This is a genomic window from Allotamlana fucoidanivorans (assembly GCF_045788535.1).
In the GTDB taxonomy this organism is placed as follows: domain Bacteria; phylum Bacteroidota; class Bacteroidia; order Flavobacteriales; family Flavobacteriaceae; genus Allotamlana; species Allotamlana fucoidanivorans.
On sequence record NZ_CP074074.1, the window covers coordinates 69619 to 95693 of the forward strand.

The 26075-nt window shown below is 31.7% G+C and carries 29 protein-coding genes and 1 other RNA gene; 19 read left to right on the forward strand and 11 right to left on the reverse strand.

Annotation, left to right across the window (positions count from 1 at the left end):
- The first annotated feature begins 112 nt into the window (after positions 1–112).
- Genes KFZ70_RS00345 through KFZ70_RS00355 form a run of 3 tightly spaced genes read left to right on the forward strand, consistent with a single transcriptional unit; the run spans position 113 to position 2665 of the window.
- Positions 113–796, forward strand: a complete 684-nt coding sequence (locus KFZ70_RS00345; RefSeq protein WP_139697941.1) for a cell division ATP-binding protein FtsE — start codon at positions 113–115, stop codon at positions 794–796.
- Positions 797–813: 17 nt separating this feature from the next.
- Positions 814–1704 carry a glycosyltransferase gene (locus KFZ70_RS00350; protein WP_139697942.1) on the forward strand — a complete coding sequence of 297 codons (891 nt, stop codon included), beginning with the start codon at positions 814–816 and terminating at the stop codon, positions 1702–1704.
- A 4-nt stretch (positions 1705–1708) separates the two neighbouring features.
- Positions 1709–2665, forward strand: coding sequence for a glycosyltransferase family 2 protein (locus KFZ70_RS00355; RefSeq protein ID WP_139697943.1), 957 nt, complete (start codon positions 1709–1711; stop codon positions 2663–2665).
- Here the strand turns inward: KFZ70_RS00355 and KFZ70_RS00360 are convergent.
- Complete coding sequence (locus KFZ70_RS00360) at positions 2662–3753, reverse strand: glycosyltransferase (protein WP_139697944.1); 1092 nt, start codon at positions 3751–3753, stop codon at positions 2662–2664. The genes KFZ70_RS00355 and KFZ70_RS00360 overlap by 4 nt on opposite strands.
- A gap of 38 nt (positions 3754–3791) precedes the next feature.
- Between KFZ70_RS00360 and KFZ70_RS00365 the strand changes: the two genes are divergently transcribed.
- Positions 3792–4928 (forward strand): glycosyltransferase, encoded by a 1137-nt coding sequence (locus tag KFZ70_RS00365; RefSeq protein ID WP_139697945.1) that lies wholly within the window; start codon positions 3792–3794, stop codon positions 4926–4928.
- On the opposite strand, the gene KFZ70_RS00370 is transcribed toward KFZ70_RS00365, so the two are convergent.
- From KFZ70_RS00370 to typA, 7 genes are all read right to left on the reverse strand, one after another.
- Positions 4925–5326 carry an FdtA/QdtA family cupin domain-containing protein gene (locus KFZ70_RS00370; protein ID WP_139697946.1) on the reverse strand — a complete coding sequence of 134 codons (402 nt, stop codon included), beginning with the start codon at positions 5324–5326 and terminating at the stop codon, positions 4925–4927. The two genes, KFZ70_RS00365 and KFZ70_RS00370, sit on opposite strands and share 4 nt — an antisense overlap.
- 3 nt (positions 5327–5329) lie before the next feature.
- Positions 5330–6064 (reverse strand): transferase, encoded by a 735-nt coding sequence (locus KFZ70_RS00375; protein WP_233244068.1) that lies wholly within the window; start codon positions 6062–6064, stop codon positions 5330–5332.
- Entirely contained in the window at positions 6065–7546 is a 1482-nt protein-coding gene (locus KFZ70_RS00380; protein ID WP_158293218.1) for an oligosaccharide flippase family protein, read from the reverse strand.
- Positions 7547–7548: 2 nt separating this feature from the next.
- Entirely contained in the window at positions 7549–8652 is a 1104-nt protein-coding gene (locus KFZ70_RS00385) for a DegT/DnrJ/EryC1/StrS aminotransferase family protein (RefSeq protein WP_139697948.1), read from the reverse strand.
- Complete coding sequence (locus KFZ70_RS00390; RefSeq protein ID WP_139697949.1) at positions 8649–9593, reverse strand: FemAB family protein; 945 nt, start codon at positions 9591–9593, stop codon at positions 8649–8651. Before KFZ70_RS00390 ends, KFZ70_RS00385 begins: the two co-directional genes overlap by 4 nt.
- A gap of 26 nt (positions 9594–9619) precedes the next feature.
- Positions 9620–10927 carry an O-antigen translocase gene (locus KFZ70_RS00395; protein WP_139697950.1) on the reverse strand — a complete coding sequence of 436 codons (1308 nt, stop codon included), beginning with the start codon at positions 10925–10927 and terminating at the stop codon, positions 9620–9622.
- Positions 10928–11326: 399 nt separating this feature from the next.
- Complete coding sequence (typA, locus tag KFZ70_RS00400; protein ID WP_139697951.1) at positions 11327–13126, reverse strand: translational GTPase TypA; 1800 nt, start codon at positions 13124–13126, stop codon at positions 11327–11329.
- A gap of 156 nt (positions 13127–13282) precedes the next feature.
- On the opposite strand from typA, the gene KFZ70_RS00405 reads away from it, so the two are divergent.
- Both KFZ70_RS00405 and kdsA read left to right on the forward strand, forming a co-directional pair.
- Positions 13283–13642: a hypothetical protein gene (locus KFZ70_RS00405; RefSeq protein WP_139697952.1), complete on the forward strand. Its 360-nt coding sequence runs from the start codon at positions 13283–13285 to the stop codon at positions 13640–13642.
- A gap of 35 nt (positions 13643–13677) precedes the next feature.
- A complete protein-coding gene (gene kdsA / locus KFZ70_RS00410; protein WP_139697953.1) occupies positions 13678–14496 on the forward strand; it encodes a 3-deoxy-8-phosphooctulonate synthase in 819 nt (272 codons plus the stop codon).
- 26 nt (positions 14497–14522) lie between these two features.
- On the opposite strand, the gene KFZ70_RS00415 is transcribed toward kdsA, so the two are convergent.
- From KFZ70_RS00415 to KFZ70_RS00425, 3 genes are all read right to left on the reverse strand, one after another.
- Positions 14523–14900: a DUF1801 domain-containing protein gene (locus tag KFZ70_RS00415; protein ID WP_139697954.1), complete on the reverse strand. Its 378-nt coding sequence runs from the start codon at positions 14898–14900 to the stop codon at positions 14523–14525.
- A gap of 30 nt (positions 14901–14930) precedes the next feature.
- A complete protein-coding gene (locus KFZ70_RS00420) occupies positions 14931–15677 on the reverse strand; it encodes a slipin family protein (protein ID WP_139697955.1) in 747 nt (248 codons plus the stop codon).
- A 98-nt stretch (positions 15678–15775) separates the two neighbouring features.
- On the reverse strand, positions 15776–16990 hold the full coding sequence (locus KFZ70_RS00425) for an NAD(P)-dependent oxidoreductase (protein WP_139697956.1): 1215 nt from the start codon (positions 16988–16990) through the stop codon (positions 15776–15778).
- Positions 16991–17172: 182 nt separating this feature from the next.
- On the opposite strand from KFZ70_RS00425, the gene ssrA reads away from it, so the two are divergent.
- The 13 genes from ssrA to KFZ70_RS00490 all read left to right on the forward strand — a co-directional run bounded on the left by ssrA (position 17173) and on the right by KFZ70_RS00490 (position 25961).
- Positions 17173–17569, forward strand: a transfer-messenger RNA (tmRNA) gene (gene ssrA, locus KFZ70_RS00430).
- 142 nt (positions 17570–17711) lie between these two features.
- Positions 17712–18002 carry a hypothetical protein gene (locus KFZ70_RS00435; RefSeq protein WP_139697957.1) on the forward strand — a complete coding sequence of 97 codons (291 nt, stop codon included), beginning with the start codon at positions 17712–17714 and terminating at the stop codon, positions 18000–18002.
- Positions 18003–18161: 159 nt separating this feature from the next.
- On the forward strand, positions 18162–18365 hold the full coding sequence (locus KFZ70_RS00440) for a hypothetical protein (protein WP_139697958.1): 204 nt from the start codon (positions 18162–18164) through the stop codon (positions 18363–18365).
- 752 nt (positions 18366–19117) lie between these two features.
- A complete protein-coding gene (locus KFZ70_RS00445) occupies positions 19118–19690 on the forward strand; it encodes a hypothetical protein (RefSeq protein WP_139697959.1) in 573 nt (190 codons plus the stop codon).
- Positions 19691–19837: 147 nt separating this feature from the next.
- Positions 19838–20290, forward strand: coding sequence for a hypothetical protein (locus KFZ70_RS00450; RefSeq protein ID WP_139697960.1), 453 nt, complete (start codon positions 19838–19840; stop codon positions 20288–20290).
- A gap of 249 nt (positions 20291–20539) precedes the next feature.
- Positions 20540–20872 (forward strand): hypothetical protein, encoded by a 333-nt coding sequence (locus KFZ70_RS00455; RefSeq protein WP_139697961.1) that lies wholly within the window; start codon positions 20540–20542, stop codon positions 20870–20872.
- Between the two features lie 147 nt (positions 20873–21019).
- Positions 21020–21439: a hypothetical protein gene (locus tag KFZ70_RS00460; RefSeq protein ID WP_407515804.1), complete on the forward strand. Its 420-nt coding sequence runs from the start codon at positions 21020–21022 to the stop codon at positions 21437–21439.
- A protein-coding gene (locus tag KFZ70_RS00465) for an IS3 family transposase (protein WP_139698815.1) occupies positions 21433–22637 on the forward strand; the annotation gives its coding sequence in 2 pieces (ribosomal slippage) (positions 21433–21712 and positions 21712–22637; 1206 coding nt in all). Before KFZ70_RS00460 ends, KFZ70_RS00465 begins: the two co-directional genes overlap by 7 nt.
- A gap of 95 nt (positions 22638–22732) precedes the next feature.
- A complete protein-coding gene (locus tag KFZ70_RS00470) occupies positions 22733–23218 on the forward strand; it encodes a GrpB family protein (RefSeq protein WP_233244108.1) in 486 nt (161 codons plus the stop codon).
- Positions 23215–24207, forward strand: coding sequence for a phosphotransferase (locus KFZ70_RS00475; protein ID WP_139698813.1), 993 nt, complete (start codon positions 23215–23217; stop codon positions 24205–24207). Before KFZ70_RS00470 ends, KFZ70_RS00475 begins: the two co-directional genes overlap by 4 nt.
- A 124-nt stretch (positions 24208–24331) precedes the next feature.
- Positions 24332–24868: a hypothetical protein gene (locus KFZ70_RS00480; protein ID WP_139698812.1), complete on the forward strand. Its 537-nt coding sequence runs from the start codon at positions 24332–24334 to the stop codon at positions 24866–24868.
- A gap of 177 nt (positions 24869–25045) precedes the next feature.
- On the forward strand, positions 25046–25435 hold the full coding sequence (locus KFZ70_RS00485) for a hypothetical protein (RefSeq protein ID WP_139698811.1): 390 nt from the start codon (positions 25046–25048) through the stop codon (positions 25433–25435).
- A 31-nt stretch (positions 25436–25466) separates the two neighbouring features.
- On the forward strand, positions 25467–25961 hold the full coding sequence (locus tag KFZ70_RS00490; protein ID WP_139698810.1) for a hypothetical protein: 495 nt from the start codon (positions 25467–25469) through the stop codon (positions 25959–25961).
- Positions 25962–26075: the final 114 nt, after the last annotated feature.

Genomic DNA, 26075 nt, shown 5'->3' on the forward strand with positions numbered 1-26075 from the left:
CTACTTAAATATGAAAATTACACTTAAAATAAACCAAATATTTGAGCGTTTAATTTTAAGTTTCAAGTATTAAATAATACATTTACCACTCATATTTACCTCTACAGATTTCATGGAACGTCCTATTTTACGATTGAAAAATGCATCCATTTACCAAGGCGATAGTCTTGTCCTATCAAACGTTAATGTTGAAATTAACAAAGGTGATTTTGTATACCTTATAGGAAAAACAGGAACAGGAAAAAGCAGTTTTATGAAAACACTTTACGGTGATTTACCCTTACAGGAAGGGGAAGGTGATATTGTTGACTTTAATTTAAAAACATTAAAAGAATCGGAAATACCCTATCTAAGACGTAAATTAGGTGTTGTTTTTCAAGATTTTAAATTATTGACCGACCGTACGGTAAATGACAATTTATTTTTTGTTTTAAAAGCCACAGGTTGGACCGATAAAGAAAAAATGAATGCTAGAATAGAAGAGGTTCTAGATAAAGTAGACATGAAAACCAAAGGGTTTAAATTTCCTCATGAACTTTCCGGAGGAGAACAGCAGCGTATTGCCATAGCACGGGCACTATTAAACAACCCCGAATTAATACTTGCCGATGAACCTACAGGCAACCTAGACCCACAAACCAGTGTTGAAGTTATGGAAGTGCTTCAGGAAATCAATAAAAATGGCAATACCATTTTAATGGCAACACATGATTATGCCTTATTACTAAAATATCCTAGCAAAACCTTAAAATGTGATGAAAACAAGGTTTATGAAGTGGTTCAAAGGAAGAATTAAATTATAAACTCTCAAAGGTGCTATCTATACTAATTCCAACATACAACTACAACATCTCTCCATTAGTTAAAGAAATACATTCGCAATGCACCAAGCTTAATATTGAATTTGAAATTATCTGTTTTAATGACAACTCAACAAAATTTAACCTTGAGAACCAAGAAACATGTCTTAGTCTTACCAATACACAACTTATAACTTCCAAAGAAAATTTAGGAAGAATACAGGCCAGACAAACCCTTGCTAATAAATCCAATTATAGGTGGCTGCTATTTTTAGATGCTGATGTAATCCCTAAGTCGCATCAATTTATTCAAAATTACTTTGATAAAATTAATACCGGTTATGAAGCTCTCTTTGGTGGCTTTGCTTATGAAAAAGAAACACCCGAAAACAACTCCATTTTAAGATGGAAATACGGTAAAAAATACGAACAAGTAGATGCAAAAAAAAGAAATCTAAAACCGCATCAATTAATAATTTCGGCTAATTTTTTAATATTGAAAGAAATATTTTTAAAAATAAACTCTCAAATTGGCAGAAAAAGTTACGGTCTTGATAATTACTTTGCGTCTCTTTTAAAGCAGCATAAAACTAAAGTATTACATTTAAACAATGAAGTGTATCATCGCGGATTAGAAAGCAGTCAGACATATTTAAACAAATCTGAAGAATGTATTGACACCTTACTCTGGGCCTACAAACAAAATAAAATGCCTGCCCATGACAACAAGTTACTAACTATGTTTTTAGTTTTTAAAAAGTTTAAACTTCACCATGGCATGTCCTATTTTTATAAAGCATTTAAAAGACGTATGACCCACAATTTGGTAAGCTCGAACCCTAATATTCAACTCTTACAAGTATACAAGCTTTCCTATATATGCTATAAAGATTTAGTTTCTTAAAGTTATGTCCACAAATCCTTTTTTTTCTGTAGTTATTCCCCTTTACAATAAGGAGGATTATATTAAAGACACCTTAAATAGTGTTATCAATCAAACCTTTAAAGATTTTGAAATTATTATTATTAATGATGGTTCTACTGATAACAGCCTTAAAATTGCCAAGGCAACATTACTCGACTGCATAAACCACACAATTATAGAACAAAAGAATCAAGGCTTATCATCTTCCCGAAATAACGGCATTCTAAAAAGCATGGGGAACGTTATTGCCTTGTTAGATGCTGACGATTTATGGCACAATACTTTTTTAGAAACTATCTACAAGCTATATAATAACTTTCCGGAAGCGACTATTTATGGCACAGATTATCAAGAAAAATATTCCAATAAAAACATTATAGATTCAAAAAAAAATCTAAATAACAAACTAAAGAATCGAGACTTTTTAGTTAATGATTTTTTTAAAGCAAACTTACACCAATCTATCGTATGTCAAAGCAGTATTGCTTTTAAAAAAAGTATTTTAGAACAACCTGTTTTTAATCCTTCTATTAGCTATGCGGAAGATGTTGACTTTTATTTAAAATACTTTACTAAGTATAAACTTGCTTACGCCTACCAAACTAAAGCAACCATTTTAACCAATGTACCAAATCAAATCACTCAACTTGGTATTAAAGGAAAAACACTTCCTAACTTAGATTATTATGAGAAATACTATTCAAATAATAAGTCATTAAAAGTGTACCTAGATTTTAAAAGATATATGTACGGAATACTATATAAATTAGAGAATGATAAAGATAATTTTAAACTAGTAACAAAACATTTGGATCTTAAAAACCTTACTTACAAACAGCGTTTTTTAATAACATCCCCCTTATTTATTATAAAACTTATTAGACTTATAAAAATGCTTTTTTTAAAATTGAATATTAGGTTGACTACATTTAAAAATTAACTTTCAATAACATCTAGCCATTTTTTCAAAACCTTTTCTTCAGAAAATTTTTGAACAGATGTTACAGCATTCTCTTTGCATCCCTTATAAAAGAAGGATTCTGTAATCATCTTTTCCATAGCTAGCTTGAGCGCTTCAAAATCCTGGTCTTTTACCAAAACACCATTAATACCATCTTTAATCATCTCAGAAGGACCTGACTTACAGTTAAAAGATACTACAGGAGTCCCAAGAGCTAAACTTTCTAGTATCACATTTGGAAAACCTTCAAACTTACTGCATAATACCAAAAATTTGGCAGACTTTATGTATTGATGAACATCATTTTTAAAACGTAAAAGTTTAACATGCTCTTCTAAACCTTGCCCTCTTATAAGTAATTCAAGATGCTCTCTATCTCTTCCTTCTCCTAAAATAAAAAGAGGTACACGTTTTTCAAGTAATAAGGAATCTTTATAAGTTAATATTAATTGGTCAAACTGTTTGATAGCATTTATTAACCTTCCTACTACTAAAACAAAATCGGTATTTAAAACTTCCTTATTTGTAATTTGAACGTTTAATAATTCTCTTTTGTAAAAGTTTGGAATACTAATCATATTGTTAAAAGCATGAAACCTTTTCATTTCTTCACATATAGCATTGGAAACCCCTACAATTGCCTTAGCTTTACTGTACTGCTTGAAAAAAAATTGTTTTCTAGGAATGTGATAAAATACTTGATAACTTCTTACAGCCATTACCATTTGTTTCATATTAAAAACAAACTTATGGAAAAACCATTCCATTATCCTTCTATTTCGAGTTCTAAAATCTATATAAACATCCGCATCAATTTTTTTATAAGCGCTTTTGAAGGCTAAAAATTTATTAAATTGCTTTAAAGGTTTTATATTACTTTCACTTAAACCCAAATTGTATAACTTTCCACTAAACTCATACGTGATTTCATTTCTTAAACTTATAATACTAACCAGATATCCATACTCATTAAATTTAACAGATAATTGAGCAGCAGCACGCTCTGCCCCTCCTCTGTCTAGACAATCTACAATTAAACAGACTTTCTTTTTAAAGTTTTGTTTCATGCTATAAATCTACTAAATTACCCCCAACAAAATAGTATATGAAAATTCTTTTACTTGGCGAATACAGTAACTTTCATAATAGTTTAAAACAAGGGCTTGAACAATTAGGCCATCATGTAGTTTTAGCTGGCAGAAAAGATGGTTTTAAATCTTTACCTGTAGATATTTCTTTTGAACCTACTATTGTTCCTAAGGCTCCATTTAGGTACTTAAGAGGGTTAATCTATAAATTAACAAATTTTGACCTGGCTGCTTTTGAAATTGTTTTAATTTTTTTTAAAAAAAAACATCTTTTAAAAGGATTTGACTATGTCCAACTTATTAATGAATATCCTATTAAATCTACACCTTTTTTTGACAGGCTTTTGTTAAAAAGTATTTTTAAAAATAATTCAAATGTTTATGTTTCTGCATGCGGAAATGATGTCATCTACTTGAACTATATATTAAATGCTCCATTATCTCACCATACGCTTACCCCCTTTGTAAAAGACCCCAAATTAAAAGAGCATTTTAAATACAGTTTAAGTTATTTGGGTAAATCTCACAAAAAGCTACATGATTATGTTGTTAAAAAAGCAAAAGCTTATATACCTGCAGACATGGATTATGAAATGGCTTATAAAGATTTGTCTATAGGAAAACCACTTATTCCATTCCCTGTAAACATAGATACTATCAAATACACTCCCTTAAAAGTTAATGGTGAAATTCACATTTTTCATGGTATTAATAGAGTTAATTTTTATAAAAAGGGGAATGATTATTTTTGCAAAGCTTTAGAAGCTATAAAAGTAAAGTATAAAGATCGTGTCTTAATTACTGAGGTTACAAGCATTCCTTATCGAGACTATATAAAACTTTACAATGAATGTCACATTCTTCTAGACCAAGTATATGCTTATGACCAAGGATACAATGCGCTTGAAGCTATGGCACAAGGTAAAGTAGTGTTTACTGGTGTTAGCAATGAGTTTGTAAATCATTATAAAATTACAAACACCATTGGTATTCATACTATTCCTGATACAGAAAAAATAATAAATGATTTAAGTTACTTGATTGAACACCCTAAAGAAATTGAGATAATAAGTAAAAATGCCCGAGCTTATATTGAACAATACCATGATTATAAAAAAGTAGCTAAACAATATTTAGACTGTTGGCAATCTTAACGTTTAGATTTTAAAAACTCCTGATAGTCTCTTATATAGTCTGCTTCATCAAAAATACCTGAAGAAATTACTAAACAAACAGCTCCAGAAGAAAAATTTTCAAGTTCCCTCCAAACCCCTGTTGAAATAAGCAATCCTTTATCGGGCTTATTTAATGTAATTTTTTTCCTGTGATTCCCATCGTCAACCAAAACGTCGAAGCTACCACTAACAGGTATTAGAAATTCTTCTTGTTCAATATGGGCATGCCCACCACGATAAGCAGAACTAGGAACATCAAACAAATAATATACTCGCTTTATATCAAAAGGAATCGTATCTAATTCAACAATACCTAGATTTCCTCGAGTATCTTCTATTTTTGGAATATCAATTATGCTATAAAATGGTTTTTTCATATACTATAACTTTACAGTAAGATGTTGTTCCAACCTCTCACATTCATCTTCCCAATCTCTAGAAATATTTTCTTTAATCAATTTGGCTGGGTAGCCACCCACCATGGTATTACTGCCCAAGGTCGTGTAATCCTTATTACACAAACTATTAGAAGCTACGGTAAAATAATTTGGAGTTATTGTATTTTGCATAATCGATACCCGATTACCCATGTAATTATAACTACCTAACTTTATTTCTCCAGTTTTAGGGTAGACTTCTTGCGTTAAGGTGTTTTTCATAGAGTGAAAATTGGTATCAATGATTTGTGATTCTGAACCAATTTGAACCCACTCCATAATAATTATCTTGTTAGTGCAAATAATTTTCGATGAACTTGCAATTGTTGACATATGCCCTATTTCTAATAAAGCATTCTTGGCGGTATAAAAAAACATGTCTTTACCTAAACAAACATTTCCATTAAATCTAACTTTTCCCTCTAGAAATATCTCAGCAATACCCATTGATCTTGTGGTCATTTCATAAGGTTGACCAAAACCAATCATAGCTGGTTTTATTTCCGCATCGATCTCAACACTTCCCAATAAACTGGTAAACTTAACATTGCCGTAAAAGAAAACAGGCAGTTTTTTGGCCGTTTTAAAAGGCAACATTTTGAAGTTAAAATAGATGGTTTTTACCCAATTAACTCCCATGTATAGTTTCCATCTTCTTTTAAGTCCTAAGCCAAGCATTTAATTGTTTTTCTTTTTTAAAAACTTAAGCAACACTCCCTTTATATTCATTCGTTTATTGAACATTAGCAAGGTAAATAAAACTGAGGAAATAGTTATCAATGCACCTAATAAAATACTAATAGTACTATTAGAAATAAAGGTACATATTAAGGCCAAAATTGATAGTAATAAACACACTATAAAAGTTTTATAAACTTTTGAAAAAAGCTGAAGTCCATAAAAGTATTTTGTAACAACAGCTATTCCTAATAAATGTATTAGATAATACACCATTAAACCAGCACCCAACCAAGTTAAACCGCCATAGCTATAGAACGCTAAACATATTATTAACATTAAAAGATTAAAAAGAGAAGCTGTTTTCACATAAAGTTTTGAATCGCCTCTAGCAATGATAACATATCCCATAGAAAAAGAAAAGGCCTTAAATAACATCCCTATAATTCCATAAGTCATCATACCTATAACAACTATAAATTCTTTGGTAAATAGCACATGAATTATCAATTCTCTAAACAACAAAAATAAGGTTATGATTGGGGTTATTAACAACATAGCCACATCTGCTTGTTTACTCACAACACTATTGATTAAATCTGTATTAGAATGCACTTCAGATAATCTAGGAAAATAATCGGTTGCCATTGCACTAAAAACCATCCCTACATACGCATTAATAATTAAAAAACCTGCATTATAGAATCCTACTTCTTGTACACCTCCTTCGTTTCTAATATAGATTTGAATTACCCATGCAACCAATGCTGCTAAAAGAGAAGAATAACTCATCGTTAACCCTAGAGTTAACATACTTTTACTTTCTTTAAAAAGCTTCTTTATACCTAAAGCTTCTGTAGAATAAGTTTTATCTTTTGAGTAAAAATGTAGTACTATATAAATAACCACAAAGCTTACAATAACAGCAGGTACAATACCTTCTGTTCCTAAAAAATAATATAACGGTACAGTAAAAACAAGTGATAAAAAGCTGCCTAACACATTGGCTTTTGCAAGTTTTTTCAGTTGTCTAGTTCCTTGTAAAATTGTCATTTTACCATTGGCTAGCTGATTAAACAAAATAGCCACAGACAACCAAACAAAGGCAAATTTATATGTTGCCGTACCGAAAGTCCAAATACTTAAGCTTTTGGAAAACAATATGGTAATTACCCCTCCTAAAATACCTGAAATCCATATCACCCTATTCAGTACACCAATAAATTCATTAACCTTTAATGAATCATGATTACGTTGTGAAATTTCTTTTACAGCACTGGTATCTAAACCTAGTTTTGTAAAATTTACAAGCATGTTTATAGTAGAATTAAAAAGTGCTAGAATTCCAAAGCCGCTAGCGCCTATTAAAATAGTTACCAGCTTTGTTTTTATAATAGAAATAAGGATATTAAAGATTTTAACCCCACCAAATAGAGAGGTTGCTTTTAAAATTTGCCCATATGAATTTTTATTATCATCCAAGCTTATGAGTATTTTTTAAGGGTAAAAACAATTTTTTTAATTTCATCTTCAGATAAAATTGGGTTTAATGGTATGCTTAAAACCTCTTTGTGAATTTGTTCTGTAATAGGCAAGCTTAAATTACTAAACTCACTATAAGCTTTTTGTTTATGAATAGGAATTGGATAATGTATAGCAGTTTCAATACCTTCTTTTAAAAGAGTTTCTTTAAGTTTATTTCTATCCTTACTTCTTATAACAAATAAATGAAAAACGTGACTTTCTAATTTCTTTATAGATGGTAAAGTAATTGACGAAGCGTCTATCTGATTTAAATAATAATTAGCTATTTGTTGTCGTTTTAAATTATCTAAATCTAACTGCTTTAGTTTTATTCTTAAAAAAGCAGTCTGTAACGCGTCTATACGATTATTAAATCCTTTATAAATATTTTCATAACTATTAATTCTTCCGTAATTTCTTAACTTAAAAATCACTTCGGCTAAAGCAGCATTATTGGTAGTTATGGCTCCTGCCTCTCCTAAAGCTCCAAGATTCTTACTTGGATAAAAACTAAAAGCCGCAACATCTGATACATTACCAGCCTTTCTTCCATCTTTATGTACCGCTCCATGTGCTTGAGCAGCGTCTTCAATAAGTATTAAATCATGTCTTTTTGCAATCTGCTCTAATACATCTACGTCATATAAATTTCCATATAAATGAACCCCTAAAATAGCCTTAGTCTTTTTTGTAATATGAGCTTCTATACACTCAACATCTATATTATATGTTTTTAATGATGGCTCAACTAAAATAGGCACCAAGCCTTTTTGGCTAACAGCTAATATAGAAGCAATGTAAGTATTTGCAGGAACTAACACTTCATCGCCTTCTGAAAGCTTTCCCAACAATTTATAAGCTTCAATAATGAGATATAGAGCATCTAAGCCAGAACTAACTCCTATACAATGCATAGTACCACAAAAGTTAGCATACTCTTTTTCAAAAGCTAATACTTCTTCTCCTAGAACGTACTGCCCAGAACTTAAAAAATCTTGAAATTTCTTTTCAAATTCTTTTTGAAAACGTTGATTAATTTGATGTAAATCTAAAAACTTAATCATGCTAAATGTAAACTAAACGTATCTTGAATATGAATATTACAGCCCAATTCTTCTTTTTGTTTTAAAAGCCCCTCATTAAACCCCATTTCACTTTTATCCGTCACAGTTCCCATAGAAAAGAATTGCCTTCCTTCTTTTTTAGATTTCTCAATTAAAAATAAAAACAAATAATCCAAAGCTCTTAACTTTTCGCCTTGCTTGGTTGTTGCTCCGTATTGTGATTTTATAACTCTTCCTGTATCAAACACAGTAATTCCAGCTAACACCTCCTCTTTTAAATAAATATTATACTGCTTTATATTATTAGGAAACAAAACTTTTAAATATTCTATTTCTGCTAAAGTATGCACAGGACTTGCCCCATAACGTTCTTTAAGTTTTGGTTGTAAAACATTATTCCAAAATATAGCAAAAGAATCATTCTCTTTTATTTTAAAATCAAATTTATCCCCTCTTCGTTTGCTCTTTAATTTTGACTTATGTATTACAAGTTCTTTATCATAATTTATTGCCAAAACCATCTCTCTCTTTAACTTATAATCATACTTACTAACCTCATATGGTACTTCAAAATTAGGTTGGGTACAATAAAATTCAGGAATCTGCTTTACAACTAATTTTTCAATTTTGGCTTCTTTAAGATAATTTATAAGGGTTTTAAAAACATGAAAGACCTTATCACCAGAAATAGTTGCCTCAAAAACCAAACCTCCATAAGTTAATCCTTGATGTGAGTATACTCCATTATCAACTATATTGGCTGGAAAAACAGCTACTAATTTTTGTACTCTGTAAACTAACAGTGAAAAATCATCAAAACGATCTTGATGATACTCCATAAAATCTCTATGAAATAAAAATGTACCGTTCTTGGAATTCTCAACAAAACGATTCCACTGATCATAATACGAGCTATTATACTTTACAACTCGATAATCCATTTTCAGTTTAATTAAATTTTAAAATATTATTGCTCAGATGCTCCTTTATCCACCCCAAACAACGAGCTTCCAAAAATGAGTAAAATTATACCATAATACATCACATAACTAACAAAATGAGCTACCACAGCTCCTTTTCCTCCCTGATATAAATTGACAAAGTAAACACTTGTAATGTATAAAGATATGATTAAAAAAGCTTCGGTAAGTATATAATGCCAAAACATCTTCTTTGCTAAAAATTGATATGCTATTACAATAGACAATACTTTTATAAAATCACCCAACAATTGCCAAAAAAACCAATCTTCTATCGGATTAAATTCTTCTGAAAACACTAGCAAAACCACATATTTCCTTAAAATATAAATCACAACCATACCTGCCAAAAGAATTGGAATAATGGTCTTGTAAAAACCATACACCTCCATTTTAAATTCTTTTTTATCAGTAATCTCTGCAAATCTTGGCAAGAGATACAAACCAATTAATGACGTAACAAGCATTAAGTAGTATTTTGAAATTCTAAACATGGCTTCCCAATACCCTGCATCGCGGTAGCCAATATGGTCAATGATATAAGATCTTATGGCTATTGCTACTAAGGGCAAGAATACCGATGCAAAAAGCGCCATTACGGTATAGGTGCTTAATTTCTTTAAAACGCCAAAATTAACACGGCTTATTTTTAAATAAGAAATCAAACTTCTTCTATTAATAATGCCCACTAGAGTAATTAAAAAGATTAAAGCCTCAGCAATAACCACAGAAACCAAAGCACCATCAATTTTATTCTGATATATTAATAGCAAGGCTACAGATACGCTCAATATTTGTCCTATAATATTTATTATAATAAGTATCTTATATTTTGAAAACCCGTTCATGATTGAAAACGAAAACATGTTAAGGGCATAAAAAGGTAGTATAATAGCCAAGATTCTTATCACATAAGCGTAATCGTTGTAATTAGGAAAAATTAAATCATTTATCCATTCTGATTTAAAATAACAAAAAAAGCAAACTACTATAGTTGACAAAAAGCCTATATAATAAGCCGTGGAAAGTGTTTTACTAAGCTCTACACTATCTTCCTTAAACTTAGACACGTATTTTACAACCCCTTTATAAAACCCAACCGTTGAAACAGTTTGTATAGCTCCTGTAAAATTTCTTAAGTTACCAATTAATGCTAGTCCTTCAGCGCCAATGAATATCGCTATTGCTTTCGATGTTAAGATTCCAGCTATTATTCTGGTTATTACTGATGCCGTTTGCAAAGAGGTTATTTTTACAAGAACCTTTGTATTTATGTAGTCTATTAATTTCTTCAATTAATACATTTTTTCATTTCTTAACAGAATGACATTAAAAAAGACATTAATGTTTTTTTAACACAGAAAAGAAGGGTTGGTTATCGTTATTTAGTAACCAAATATACAAAAAGGATTAAAGCAAACTGTAGACTTTTCGATAAGCTACTCAAGTATTAGCCTATGACGATTTTTTACCGTAGAGGTAATAAATATTTATGCAAAGAATAGCGGCGTTGGTTATAATAATAGGCTTTGACACTGGAGATAGTACAAACCCATAAAAAACGAATAGTAAACATCCTAAGGAGTTTACTATTCGTAATTTTTTCACAGATTTCATTAAGAAAGATAATAAGACTGTGCCCATTGCCGCATAGCCCACCCATTCTACCCATGATATTTCAAAAAACGTCAATCCTAAATTGATTTATTTCGTTTACGCTCTACTTCTGTTAAAAATATTTTTCTAATGCGAAGATGATTTGGTGTTACTTCAACATACTCATCTTTTTGAATATATTCTAAAGCTTCTTCTAATGAAAATTTAATTGCAGGAACAATTTTAGCTTTATCATCGGCTCCAGACGAACGTACGTTACTTAATTTCTTCGTTTTTGTAACGTTTACGGTCATATCATCACCACGAGAGTTTTCTCCAATTACCTGCCCTTCATAAATATCTTCTCCTGGATCTATAAAGAATTTACCACGCTCTTGTAATTTATCAATAGAGTAAGGTATAGCTTGACCATTTTCCATAGATACTAAACTACCATTTTGACGTTCTGGAATACCTCCTTTTAACGGCTGATATTCTTTAAATCTATGCGCCATAATAGCCTCACCAGCCGTAGCTGTAAGTAATTGGTTTCTCAATCCGATAATACCTCTTGAAGGAATAACAAATTCGCAAACCATACGATCGCCTTTGGCTTCCATACTAAGCATTTCACCTTTTCTAAGTGTAACCATTTCAATGGCTTTCCCAGACACTTCTTCTGGTAAATCAATAGTCATTTCTTCCACAGGTTCACACTTCACGCCATCAATCTCCTTTATAATAACCTGAGGCTGACCAATTTGCAACTCATACCCCTCACGCCTCATGGTTTCTATTAAAACTGATAAGTGCAATACCCCGCGACCAAATACCATAAACTTATCTGCGCTACCAGTTTCTTCAACTCTTAAGGCTAAGTTTTTTTCTAACTCTTTAGTCAGTCGGTCTTTTATATGTCTTGAGGTCACATATTTACCATCTTTACCAAAGAACGGTGAATCATTAATAGTAAAGAGCATACTCATAGTCGGCTCATCAATAGCAATGGTTTTTAACCCTTCAGGATTTTCCCAATCGGCAACCGTATCACCAATTTCAAAACCTTCTAATCCTACAATAGCACAAATATCACCTGCTTTAACTTCATCTACCTTTTTACGACCTAGGCCTTCAAAGGTATGAAGCTCTTTTATTCTAGATTTCACGATACTTCCATCACGCTTTACCAAAGAAATATTCTGATTTACCTTTAACTCACCACGTGTTAACCTTCCAATAGCAATACGCCCAGTAAATGATGAAAAATCTAAAGAAGTAATTAACATTTGTGTGGTTCCCTCTTCTATCTTTGGCTCAGGAATATGTTCAATAACCATATCTAATAAAGGCTCTATGTTTTCTGTTGGTTTTTGCCAATCTTCACTCATCCAATTATTTTTAGCAGAGCCATAAACGGTGGGGAAATCTAATTGCCACTCTTCGGCACCTAACTCAAACATTAAATCGAACACTTTTTCATGCACCTCATCAGGGGTACAATTCTCCTTATCAACTTTATTAACAACTACACATGGCTTTAAACCTAAGTCAATAGCTTTTTGTAAAACAAAGCGTGTTTGTGGCATAGGCCCTTCAAACGCATCAACTAACAACAATACACCATCGGCCATATTTAATACACGCTCTACTTCTCCTCCAAAATCGGCGTGACCAGGTGTGTCAATGATATTAATTTTTGTATCTTTATAGGTAACCGAAACATTTTTTGAGGTAATTGTAATACCTCTTTCTCGTTCCAAATCATTATTGTCAAGAATTAAATCGCCAGTGTTTTCGTTTTCACGAAATAACTGACAATGGTACATAATCTTATCAACCAAGGTCGTTTTTCCGTGGTCTACGTGTGCAATAATTGCAATGTTTTTAATATTAGCCATAATGTTGCCTTTATTTAAGCGTGCAAATGTACGTGATATTTTGTCATACAAGGTAACATTTTGTTAATTAAATGTTATAATATGATGCTACATCAACCTTTTTAACCTTTCTAACGTTTAATACTATACATAACGATTTTTTTAATACTATTAATTATGAAATCTCTAAGTAATTACACAAAGTTTACGCCTTATTTATATTTTATTGCCATAACCATTTACTTTTTTACCGTTATAAACAGAGCAGAAGGACTAACAGCTTATCCTATTCTTCTTTTAGGTATACCTTTTTTATGGCAAATAATAAAACCCAATAAATACCTAAACTTTTTATTGGGAATCACTTTTGTTTGTGTTTCGTCTTATTTAATCATTGTTTATTTTACGTATTTATTTAAAATTTTCAACTTTTCAAATCATTCTGTTCAACTTATAGGATCTGGAAGTTTATTATTCTTTTCAAGTTTGATTATGGCTCTGTGGATAATAAGAAATAGTTTAAAAGAATCACTATAATATATGTAACTTTGTAGCCTAAAATTACAAAGCAAATGAGCATTCAGGACGTTCCTAAAATTAAGCATACCCATTCTAACAACTTCTTTTTATTATGTGGCCCATGTGCTATTGAAGGCGAAGATATGGCGCTACGAATAGCTGAAAAAGTTGTTTCTATCACCGATAAATTAGAAATTCCTTATGTTTTTAAAGGTAGTTTTAAAAAAGCAAACAGAAGTAGAATTGATAGCTTTACCGGAATTGGTAATGAGAAAGCGCTTAAAATCTTAAAAAAAGTATCTGACACATTTGATGTGCCAACTGTAACAGATATTCATGAAGTTGCTGATGCCCAATTAGCGGCTCAATATGTGGATGTGTTACAAATTCCTGCATTTTTAGTACGTCAAACTGATTTAGTGGTAGCAGCTGCCAAAACAGACAAGGTGGTTAACCTTAAAAAAGGGCAATTTATGAGTCCGGAAGCCATGAAACATGCCGTTCAAAAAGTAAAAGATGCAGGAAGCGACAAAGCTTGGATTACAGACCGTGGTTCCATGTTTGGGTATCAGGACATGATTGTTGATTTTCGTGGTATTCCTACCATGCGTCAATATGCCCCAACCGTTTTAGACGTTACACATTCTCTGCAACAACCCAATCAAAGTGTTGGTGTGACAGGTGGTCGTCCAGATATGATTGAAACTATTGCTCGTGCCGGAGTAGTAAATAATGTGGATGGCTTATTTATTGAAACCCATTTTGACCCTGCTAATGCTAAAAGTGATGGTGCCAATATGCTTCATTTAGACAACTTAGAAAAACTTTTAAGTAATTTAGTTGCTATAAGAAAGACGGTAAACAATTTATAGTAGCAGTTATTATTTATTTTTTGAATTCATAAAAACCATGCCTTTTTACCTTTTCTAGTATTTTCGGCGGCAGCATGCAATAATTGTTCAAAATTTTCTTGATCTAAATCTTCAATAGCTTTTAATTGAATAGAACGCACCTGCTTTCTGTTATTATCATTCTTTAAAACAGGAAAATCATTCTCTAAAAGCACGCCATGAACAAAAACTACATCTACATAATCTTTCCCTTTTAAAATATTTAGATATACCATAGGTTTCTTACCTATATTGTAGAATGGTATTTTATAACTGTAACGTTCAACCACATGGGGAAGCGTATTCAGAATAACATTCCGAACATACAACATGATGGATTGATACGGTTCTTTCTGGCTTAAAAAATATTGGTCTACTGGTTTCAAAAAAACTTCTTTGACTTACAAAATAAGCATTTAATTGATCCCTTCAGCACTTTTTTTTGGTAAAACCTCTTCTGGAAATGGAAATAAAATGGTTGAATTCTTTTCGGCGGCAATATTAGATAAAGTTTGATACAACCTTAACTTTATTGCTGATGGTGACTGATCTATTAATTTCCCTGCCTCAAGTAATTTACCAGCGGCTTGTTCTTCAGCTAAAGCCAAAATAATACGTGCACGTCTAGAACGTTCGGCTTCAGCTTGATTGGCCATCATACGTTTCATGTTTTCGGGTAACTGAATATCTTTTATTTTTACATCTATGATTTCAATTCCCCACTCCTTGGTTTCTACTTCAACTATTTTCTTAATATTATTCCCCATCTCTTCGCGCTTAGATAAAATAGTATCCAATTCCACTTTACCGCAAACATCGCGCAGAGCTGCCTGAGATAATTGCGTGATAGCAAACGTGAATTCTTCAACTTCTAAAACTGCCATTTCTGGATTAATCACTTTAAAGAAGACCACGCCATCAATACTACACGGCACATTATCTTCCGTCATAACTTCTTGAGAAACTACATTTATAGTAATTACCCTAATATCAACTATTTGTATAGTGTCCACTAATGGAATAATCCATCTAAATCCAGGCTTTAACGTGCCGATATGCTTACCAAACCTAAATTTTAAAGCGCGCTTGTATTCAAAAATAATGCGTATTCCGGATAACAGAAATACAACAATGAAAATCGTAAAAATTAGCAGAAGATTCATGACATATGTTTTTTTTAAAATCAACGAATTACCTTATAAGATAAGACTTTTTAAGCAATTATAAAATGATATGTATCAGAAAATCAAGGAATCTGGTTTTAAACCTGTGCCTCCCCTTTTACATAATCCTGCAAATAGCTAAACCGTGGGGTTAGTCTTCCGTTTTCGGTAATTTTAGCGCGCTTTAAAATGCCTTCTTTGTCATCATTAAAAAACGCAGGAATGACATGTTTTAAAAACATATCTCCAAAACCTTCACTAGCATCTTGTGGTAGTTCGCATGGTAAATTATCAACCGCCATGACCGCAATGGCTTCATCATTTTTAAAATTGGTTTCAGATGCGGTTTCTGGGTTGTAACCATAAATAGGATCTGCAATAGTTGATGCCCTGAGCGTAGTAGCAACTGGCCCGTTAACATCACAACTAATATCAGCCACTACTTTAATATTGAAATTGGCAGACGTAACATCTTCTCTTGTATACAAATACGGGGCTCCATCACCATAAAAATGCCCTGCTATATACAAATCGGTTACCTTGGCAAAGCGCATAAAATCTGATTCATAGTCCTTTGGATTATTGAAAAAATCATGAACATCATGTACCCTTTTTCCATCCTTTCTTTTATTGTAATCTAGTACATCTATTTTACAATACACAGGCTCCTCAAAATTCAAACTCAAATAATCTTCAACCAACACTTGCTTAATACGCATGGCATCTAACATTTCCTGTGCTCCATTAGATACTTTTCCGCTTCCCGTCAGTAATATTTTAATATGGGGCAATTCAAAATTCTTTAATTCATTAATCAAAGCCTCTTGATTGGGTAATGCACTTGCCTTGGGTAATTGCCAAGAATTATATTTTAATCCCCAAGCTCTAAATCCATTATACGCACCTACAATACCTGCATACTTTCCAAATCCAATGAGTCTGTTTCCGTTTTCATCTGTTATAGTTTCATGGTCATAAAGCTCTATATTCTTATCTAAAATAGCTTGCAACAGCTTTCTATTATACGGCTGTTTCTTTATAGTATGCGAAAAGAAAAAATACTTTTTATTAGGAATTAATGCCTCTATGGGGACTTCTTTAACACCAATCATAACATCACATCCTGAAATATTATGGGTTACATCAAAGCCTTCTTTTAAATAAGCTTCATCTTCAAACACACGAACTTCTGAAGTTTCTACAATAAAATCAGCCATTGGATATTGTCCTTTTGCCTCGGCTAATTTGGTTGGCGAAAACACCACACGACGATCGGGCGGATTTTTACGTTCTTTTATAATGGCAAATTTCATAGGGTTTTGGAATAATTTTTGCTCTAATTTACTCGGATTTGATATGATTTACAAAGTTTTTGGTAAATTTGCTGCCCGCGTTAAGGATTGAACGATATGTTTGAGCTCCTCGCAGAGAGCGAGTAGTGAAAGCCTGACCCGATTGGGGAACGCACAAATAAAATTACTATTATATTAAAAATGGGGTCGACTGGTTTTGACAGCGAGATTAATGAAATGGTAAGCACGTGGTGTAATGATTTTGAAACACCTTAAAGGCTAAATCAAACTTTAAACGGCGAGAATAACTACGCTTTAGCTGCTTAATAACTGAATTATAGTAAGTTCAAGCCCCGGCACACTAGGTGTGCAAGCTAAATGTCTCCTGAAAGCCTTGGTTAATGGCGTTCTTTTTAGAGGCATCGTAAAAATTGACTAAGATGGTGTAGCGCTTTGATGCACTTTCAAGATTTAGAAGCTAAGTTATAAGTAGGCTGTCTTTAGCTAGCTTATAATCGAAAAACCAAGAAAAGACTAAACGTGTAGAAAGCTCTTTGGTTACTTGTTTGGACGAGAGTTCGATTCTCTCCGACTCCACAGAAAACCCTTGTATACCTATAAAATACAAGGGTTTTACTTTTTAGTTGATAATTTCAGGGATAAAATTTCAATTTTTTCATTGTTGATAATCAGTCCTTTTCTTTAACTTCATAAAATATTAATCTAAAAATTATAATAAATTATGAACGGAGAATACCGAAACCACACCCAAAGACTAAATGAATTAGTTGCTAATAAAAATAAATACAGTCTCGATATTTATTTAGAAAAGCTTAAAAAGCTTTCAAATGATATTACGGAAGATATTATCAATGATTTAATTACAACCTATAAAAATAATCCTGAAATAATAAATTATTTATTATCACTGATTCAAAAAATAGAGTTAGATAGTCATCATGTCCCTTTAATAAATATAAATGATATTGAAAATAATTTAATTCAGTCAGTGTATAAAATAATAGAAGAATAAACGCAAAATAATAGTTTTTCATTACAGGCTTTTACTTAAAACCACTGAAAACCACACACAATGCACCACTCAGTAACAACTTAGTCACCACAGCATTTTTTACATACAAAATCAAGTAATTCACACATTTCTCAACACTAACACTGAAAACCACACACAATGCACTACTCAGTCCTCACCCAGTTTATGGGGCTTAGAAAGGTAAATACTATTGGTATTGCACAGGCCGTTAAGGTGATGCACTTATCTGCTATGGCCTATAACCTTAAAAAGTATCTGAAATTCATTGAAAAAACAGTGAAAAGTGATGCAGAGGCAAAGCATCGTTTGTATTTGCAACTTAAAGCCTCAATATTACTTTGAATAAGCCCTTTAGAAGTACTGAAATTTACGTAGAAAACAGGGGGGGTATACGAATACCTATTACAAAATAGTTAAAACCACTTAAAACCACACAACGTGTGTACTTTATAAAACCGTATTCGTTAAAAAACAGCGTTTTACGTTTTTTTATTTCATTTTTTGCCGAATTTTTGCCGAAAACATGTCGATATTCTTAATTAATTTTCGAAAAAAAAATACCGTAGCAATTTAATGCTACGGTTTGGTTAACTACTCCCTTGATGACCAATAAGCGTCATTTTCAGGATTTAATTGATTTGCATGATTGTCAAGCTCTTCTTGACTGTAATCATAATCTGAATTTAAACTCATAATTTTTAGGTTAAAATAATTAATAAATTCATCTCAAACGAAATGATGAAATAAAACTAATGGAAAAACAAGTGTGAAAAAGGCAATATTTAGCGAAATTTACCTGAGACGAATAATTGCTTAAAAAATGACATTATTACATCCAGAAAACGAAAACGACATAGGTGCTGAAGAAATACATTTTACACATGTATCTTCAACTAATTTAATGGACATTAAAAATCCTTTTGACACATTGTAAGAAAGTTATTATATTGCAGCTAAAACATTATAAAACCAAAATAATAAGAATGATAAAAAAACTAAAAAACCATCGTTATCCCTCCCGATTAGATGTAATATGTAGTTTTCAATCATTCATATAAACAAGTTGTAGCACATTATGACCAACCAAACGCAAAATGAATAAATTCACAGTTCTTTTATTACTCATAACAATCGGAATTATTTCCTGCAAAAATTCTGAAAAGGAAATTGACAAATTGGAAATTGCTAAGAAATACTATAAAATTCTTGACAAATCAGATGTTACTGGAATCGAAACTTTGCTGACCGATAGCCTATTGACAAAGGAAACCGAATATGACTATGAACAGACATTTTCCAAAAAAGAATACGTGGAATGGCTAAAATGGGATTCTGTGTTCGAACCGACGTACAAAATCCTTGAAATCGGACAGGAAAATGGAACTGTAAAAGCTAAAATTTCAAAAACAGACAAAAGAATCTCTTTCCTTCATAAAGAGCCTATTGTGACTGACCAAGTTATCCATTTTGACAAGGATAAAATAACCAGTATTGAAACAACAAAATATGTGATTTTCAACGATTCAGTATTTGTTAAAAACAGAGATGGACTCTTGAATTGGATTGACAAAAATCACCCTGAACTAAATGGATTTATTCACGACCAAACAAAGACTGGCGGAATGAAATACCTAAAAGCGATTGAACTTTATGAAAATAAAAAATAACGTGCTACAACAATGTATAACCGCAATTACGGCGGATTCGACTACGGCCAAATCCACTCGGTATTGCGAACTTCTGTGCTCTACTGAAAATTAACGCGTATTAACCCGTAACTGACGGTTATACGAGACCGTTGCCATTAATTTAAAATGACCGTAATAAATTCAATATTTTCAGTTTCATTAAGTTTGATTTTCGTATTCATTAATCTGAATAGCGGAATAAAAACGTCTGAAATACAAAACAAAACTCTGACCGAAAAAATTGATTGCGGAATTGAAAGCGTAACTCTGAAAACGGAACGAATTGAAAAGAAACGCAAGTTTTTATTCTGGACTTTAAAACACAAAAAAGTAATCGTGACTGACCGAATTATTGACCAAAATGGAAATGAAGTTTTTGAAAAAAAATCAGTTTTTATAAGCTCAATGGATGCTTCTGACACAAGAAAATTTAATCGCATAAAAATTGTCGGAAATGAAATTTGGATTTTCAGTCACGGCAAAAATGTGGATAAAGTTAAACCTATTAATCGTTATAATTTTTGTGGAGATTATCTTGGGAAAAAAGATTGGGAAGACGGAGATTATTACGACGACTGAAATAAAAAAACTAATGGCAACACCGTATAAAAAAAATTGCTAGTTTTAGCTAAACCAAAGTTAGTTGCTCGTTTGCTAGCTTCTGATTTTCCTTCGGAAAATCCTCGCACACAAACACGCAACTTTCCTTATACATCAACGTTGGCAGTAAGCTGAAAATCGATGAATTATAAAAATCTGATATTAATTTTAACCTTCTTAACTTTTGGACTTGTTAGCGGACAAAACCAAAACGCAGAAAATATTAATGTGAGATACTTATATGGCAACGATTCAGAAGTCTGGGAAGTCAATAAAATTGAACCAAATGATAGAATCATATTGACTAAAAGATTGGAATACAACAGCGAATACAAAGAATTAGTAACAATATTTTACTGGAACGGCGGACTTAAAGCTGGATATCCGAAAAACTCTGAAAAGAACGAAGAAGAAACTACACCGAAAATAGGAACGTGGAAAATTGACCAAAGTAATCGGACTTTGTCTACGACTATTTCCTTGGGCGATTTCGGAAATAAATTTCTTATTTTAGAATTAAATCCTAACCGATTAATATTAATGAAATTGAACAAAGAATAAAAGCCTACTGCCAACACCGTATATAAAAAATTGCTGGTGTTGTGCTAAAACAAAGGTCGTTGCACGTTTGCTACGTCTGATTTTCCTTCGGAAAATCCTCGCACGCAAACCCGCAACTTTCCATATACAAACACGTTGGCATTAATTATGAACCAATCACAGCCTAAAAATCTGATTTACGGAAAATTATTTTTGATTTCTGTCATTTTATTGTTGCTAAATGACTTTTTTTTTAAATATTATTTTCATAATTATCTGACAGGAAAACTGTCTGATTTTGTTGGACTTTTTGCCTTTCCATATTTTATAAGCCTTTTATTTAAAAGTAAAATCAAACCTATTTACATTCTGACTGGAATTTTGTTTCTTTTTTGGAAAAGTAGTTTATCTCAATCTGTTATTGACTATTTGAATGGTGTCGGAATCGGAATAAATCGAGTTGTTGACTATTCCGATTTTATAGCATTATTAGTTTTACCTTTTTCCTATCGTTACAGAAAACAAAACTCAATCGGATGGAATTACTACATTAGACTGGACAAAAAGATGAGAGAATATGTTTGCTAGTTATTAACTTAGCAATTATGAGAAGTAAACCCAAACATTACACATTAGAATTTAAGCAAAAGGCAGTGGAGTTGAGCTATGCCAAAGGCAACGTAAAACAAGTAAGTGAAGATTTAGATATATTCCCATCAGTGCTTTATCGTTGGCGAAAAGAGTTGAAGGATTATGGCAAAAACAGTTTTCCTGGTCGAGGCAAGGCTAAATTGACAGATGAAGAAAAAGAGATAGCTCGATTAAAAAAGGTATTAAAAGAAGCCGAGTTAGAACGTGATATCTTAAAAAAGGCCATCAGCATCTTCTCCAAGAGCGACAGGAAAAATACAGGTTTATAAAACAGCACCTTATGAGATTTCCTGTCGAGATGATGTGTAAAATATTAAAGGTAAGTAAAAGCGGTTATTACCATTGGTTACAATCAGGACCAAGTAAATTATGGTTAGAAAATCAAAAGGTAACTGCACTTATAAAATCTATATTTAAAGATAGCTTTCAAAGCTATGGATCGCCTAGAATAAAAACAGAACTGGAGACATTAGGCTATAAAATATCAAAGCCCAGAGTGGCGCGTATTATGAGTGCTAATTATTTATTTGCAAAACGAAAACGTAGGTTTAAAGCAACCACAGATAGTAAACATAATTACCCAATAGCACCTAATTTGTTAAACCAAAACTTTGAAGCAAGCAGGCAGAATCAAGTTTGGGTAAGCGATATTACCTATATCAAAACTAAACAAGGTTGGTTATATCTTACTGTAATTATTGATTTGTTTAACCGTAAAGTTGTTGGGTGGGCTCTAAGCGATAACCTAAGCACAGAAGACACTATTATTAAGGCTTGGCATATGGCTGTAAAGAAAACAACTTTAACCCAGCCTTTAATATTTCATTCCGATCGAGGTATACAATATGCAAGCCATAAGTTTACCTCATTAATTAAAAGTTATAATGGCTTAGTAAACCAATCTATGAGCAGAAAAGGTAATTGTTGGGATAATGCCGTTGCAGAATCGTTCTTTAAATCATTAAAGGTAGAATGGGTTTATAGGCACAATTATAAGTTGAGATCTGAAGCGGAGTTATCCATCTTTGGATGGATAGAAACTTGGTACAATAATAGAAGAAGACATTCCTTTTTAGGGAATAGAACTATAAGAGAATTTGAATTAGACATGTATAACCTTAAACTAGCTGCATAATCATTCAACTATTTGTCCAGTTTTTTGTTGCAAGTCCAGATTGGAATAGACTTTTCCCAATCGAATTAGTTGACCACAATCCCGAATGGAAAAAGATATACGAGAGAGAAAAACAACAAATTTTAGATAAAGTCGGGAAAGAAAAAATATTGCGAATAGAACATTTTGGGAGCACATCTATAATTTCTATCAAATCTAAACCTTACATTGATTTAATGATTGAAATTCCGAAAGAATTATTATTTGACGAAAAATTAATTGAAGAATTCTCGCAATTAGGATATTCTCATTTTAAAGTTCCTACAAGAGGAAATATAGAAGAATATTCAACTTTTGGAAAAGGATATAATGTTGATGGAACGAAAGAACAGATTTTTCATATTCATATGTGTCCAAAAGACAATGCAATGTGGAAACAAATTGACTTTAGAGACTATCTAAATACAAATGAAAAACGTGCAGCAGAATACGAAAATTTGAAACTAAAGCTAGCTTCTAAATTTAAAAACGATAGAGGTGCCTATGTTTTAGGCAAAACAGATTTTGTTAATGAAACAATTAATTTAGCAACTAAAAAATGACAGTATTTCCAGTTACAACTTCTACACTTTCAGCAAAAGAGTTGGGGGTTTTTATAAAAGATAAGTATCACTTGAACAAAGATTTCAAATGTGAACTATTTAGAACTGGAATGAATCACACTTATTTTCTTTCTAACGATAACGAAAAATATGTTTTAAGAGTTTACAGTCATAACTGGAGGACAAAAACTGAAATCGTCGAAGAGATAAAACTTTTAAACTTGTTAAAGGAAAATGATTTAAGCGTATCATTTCCTATTCAAGATAAAAATGGAGAATTCATTCAAGAAATAAATGCGCCAGAGGGGATTAGATATGTTGTAATTTTCTCATTTGCTCAAGGTGGTAAAATTAGATTTATGGATAATGAGACTTGTTTCGAAATAGGTTCTCTAATGGCAAAAATTCATAATCTTACTTCAGACAAAACTATTAACCGAGTTTCCTACAATAAAAAATCGCTTTTAGAACGACCTTACGAATATTTAAACCAATTCTTTTCTGACAAATTGCCAGAAATGGAATTCATTAAGGAATTTGGACAAGATTTTAAAGATTCTGATTTTGACAATACTCAAAACGGAATTCTACATATGGATATTTGGTATGATAATATGGCTGTTACAGATGAAAAAGAAATCACGATTTTTGACTTTGACTTTTGTGGAAATGGAAAGCAGATTTTAGATGTCGCATACTTTTGCAAACAGCTTTTCTTCATAGAATCAGATAAAGAAAAGTATGAATCAAAAGCTCAGGGTTTCCTAAATGGATATAGAAAAGATAGGAGTTTATCTGAAAAGGAACTTAAACTAATTCCAAAAGCAGGAGCTTCTGTTTTTGTTTTTTATCTTGGAATACAAGCGCAGAGATTTGATTGGTCAAATATTTTTTTGACTGAAAATTACCTCAAAATGTTTGTTGGAAGAATAAAATCATGGCTAGAATATTACGAAAAGAAAGAAATAACTGTGGCTAACATTGTATAAAAATAATAGCGGTTTAATCTCTAAAACAAAAGTATCTAATAATAAAAAGGTCTGTGTTTAACCGAAAAGTTAGTGTGTGAAAATCCGCTACTATTCTTATACTAGACCGTTGGCAAACATTTGAATGAAATTCACGGAAAACGACATAATTAAGTATTTTGATATTATTCTTTTATCAGATAAAAAGGATAGCTTTTTCTCGATTAACCAAATTCTAATCCCTAAGTATTTTAAATATGACACATCTGACGAAAGAGAGTTGTACCAAGAACTTAGAAGAGAATTAAAGGAATTTACTGAGTTCCATAAATATTTTGAATGGTTTCCTAATGGTAGTTGTCGATTAACTCCAAAAGGATTAGAAGCGAAAAATAAAAACGGACATTTAAAATACTTAAAACATATAAATAAACCTCCTAAATCTGAATTGTGGTATAACCAAAATTGGGTTGGATATTTACTAGCTTTCATTGTTTTTTTATTTAGTGTTTATCAGTTTTTTGAAAATCGGACATTAAAATCACAGGTTGACTCGCTGACTTCTGACAACAAGAATTATAAAGACTCTTTGTCTGAATATAGGTTATTGCTTGAAAAACAAGTACAGCCAACCAAAAAAGATACATTATCCACTTCTTATCATTCCGATTTAAAAAAATAAAAACGTTTGCCAACAATGTGTAAAAACCATTGCTTCGGACATTTCCTTCGGAAAGTCCTCTTTCTCCTTTAAGTTTGTTTCTTTTTTCTTTCATTTTTCTCTAAATTTACGCAACGGATTCTTACACTAAACCGTTGTGCCGCATACAAAAACGATAGTGCAAAATAGAAACATAAGGTGATTAAAAAGATACTTATACCAATAATTATTTCTCTGATTCAGATTGTAGGATTAGCAATAATTCACGATACTTTGTATCATTTTTTTCCGATTCATCATAAATCAATTGGATTTGGATTAACTGTGAAGTATACAGGAATCATCTTTGCAACCTTAATTTTGACTTTCAATATTTATTTGGAATTTAAGAGTAAATATAAACTTGTGATTGGATTGATTTTTCTTCTTGTTACAGTCACTATTCCTTTGCAAGCTTATGATTATAGACCTAATCGCTCTCTATTATTGATTGTTTTGACTTTTATAGGTTATGGTTTATCTGTGATGATAAGCCAGTGGAGACTTTTAAAAACGGATGCTAAATTAAAGATAAAAGGTGAAAAATAACTTCAAGTATATATTTTTACTATTCCTTTGTTTGACTGGATTGCAAATTACTGCTCAAACAATAGAGGAATGTTATCAGTTTGAGTCAATCATTAAATATTTAGAAAATGATTCGACAGCAAGCGATTATTTTAAAGTAAAAAATGTTCGATTTAAGATAAACCCGAAAGTTGATAAGAATAAGGGTACTCCCTTTTTGATAACAGAATATTATTCAGAAAAACTGGATTTGAGTGAGGAACAACTAAAATCTGACACTTCAATATTGTATTCGGTTTATCGGAAAAATCAAGATTACTTACTTAAAACAGACTCGACTTTTAATTTAGCATGCTTACAAAACCTAAATACAAAAAGGCCGAATGTTTATATGGGATTTTCAAGGCTTGATTCTTTTGCTATTTCTGTTGGGACAAGCAAAATATTGAAACAGAAAAGGAAACATACATTTGGAAAATATTATATCTTTCTATTCGATAAAGAAAATATTATAAGGAGAATTTTACAAACAGATTGGATTGAATAAAAAGTACGACGGCACAACAATGTGTCATAAGTAATGCGGGGAACGTAGTATTTATGAGGGTTTGTGTGGTTTTTGAGCCCCGCCAAATCTACGATTTGACAGACTAATTAAAAA

Coding starts and splice junctions, on each gene's coding strand:
- KFZ70_RS00475 (WP_139698813.1), top strand. CDS start 23,215: ATGACAGTATTTCCAGTTACAACTTCTACACTTTCAGCAAAAGAGTTG.
- KFZ70_RS00375 (WP_233244068.1), bottom strand. CDS start 6,064: ATGCTTGGCTTAGGACTTAAAAGAAGATGGAAACTATACATGGGAGTT.
- KFZ70_RS00460 (WP_407515804.1), top strand. CDS start 21,020: ATGAACCAATCACAGCCTAAAAATCTGATTTACGGAAAATTATTTTTG.
- KFZ70_RS00370 (WP_139697946.1), bottom strand. CDS start 5,326: ATGAAAAAACCATTTTATAGCATAATTGATATTCCAAAAATAGAAGAT.
- KFZ70_RS00385 (WP_139697948.1), bottom strand. CDS start 8,652: ATGATTAAGTTTTTAGATTTACATCAAATTAATCAACGTTTTCAAAAA.
- KFZ70_RS00345 (WP_139697941.1), top strand. CDS start 113: ATGGAACGTCCTATTTTACGATTGAAAAATGCATCCATTTACCAAGGC.
- KFZ70_RS00440 (WP_139697958.1), top strand. CDS start 18,162: ATGCACTACTCAGTCCTCACCCAGTTTATGGGGCTTAGAAAGGTAAAT.
- typA (WP_139697951.1), bottom strand. CDS start 13,126: ATGGCTAATATTAAAAACATTGCAATTATTGCACACGTAGACCACGGA.
- kdsA (WP_139697953.1), top strand. CDS start 13,678: ATGAGCATTCAGGACGTTCCTAAAATTAAGCATACCCATTCTAACAAC.
- KFZ70_RS00445 (WP_139697959.1), top strand. CDS start 19,118: ATGAATAAATTCACAGTTCTTTTATTACTCATAACAATCGGAATTATT.
- KFZ70_RS00480 (WP_139698812.1), top strand. CDS start 24,332: ATGAAATTCACGGAAAACGACATAATTAAGTATTTTGATATTATTCTT.
- KFZ70_RS00425 (WP_139697956.1), bottom strand. CDS start 16,990: ATGAAATTTGCCATTATAAAAGAACGTAAAAATCCGCCCGATCGTCGT.
- KFZ70_RS00405 (WP_139697952.1), top strand. CDS start 13,283: ATGAAATCTCTAAGTAATTACACAAAGTTTACGCCTTATTTATATTTT.
- KFZ70_RS00450 (WP_139697960.1), top strand. CDS start 19,838: ATGACCGTAATAAATTCAATATTTTCAGTTTCATTAAGTTTGATTTTC.
- KFZ70_RS00360 (WP_139697944.1), bottom strand. CDS start 3,753: ATGAAACAAAACTTTAAAAAGAAAGTCTGTTTAATTGTAGATTGTCTA.
- KFZ70_RS00390 (WP_139697949.1), bottom strand. CDS start 9,593: ATGGATTATCGAGTTGTAAAGTATAATAGCTCGTATTATGATCAGTGG.
- KFZ70_RS00355 (WP_139697943.1), top strand. CDS start 1,709: ATGTCCACAAATCCTTTTTTTTCTGTAGTTATTCCCCTTTACAATAAG.
- KFZ70_RS00365 (WP_139697945.1), top strand. CDS start 3,792: ATGAAAATTCTTTTACTTGGCGAATACAGTAACTTTCATAATAGTTTA.
- KFZ70_RS00435 (WP_139697957.1), top strand. CDS start 17,712: ATGAACGGAGAATACCGAAACCACACCCAAAGACTAAATGAATTAGTT.
- KFZ70_RS00420 (WP_139697955.1), bottom strand. CDS start 15,677: ATGAATCTTCTGCTAATTTTTACGATTTTCATTGTTGTATTTCTGTTA.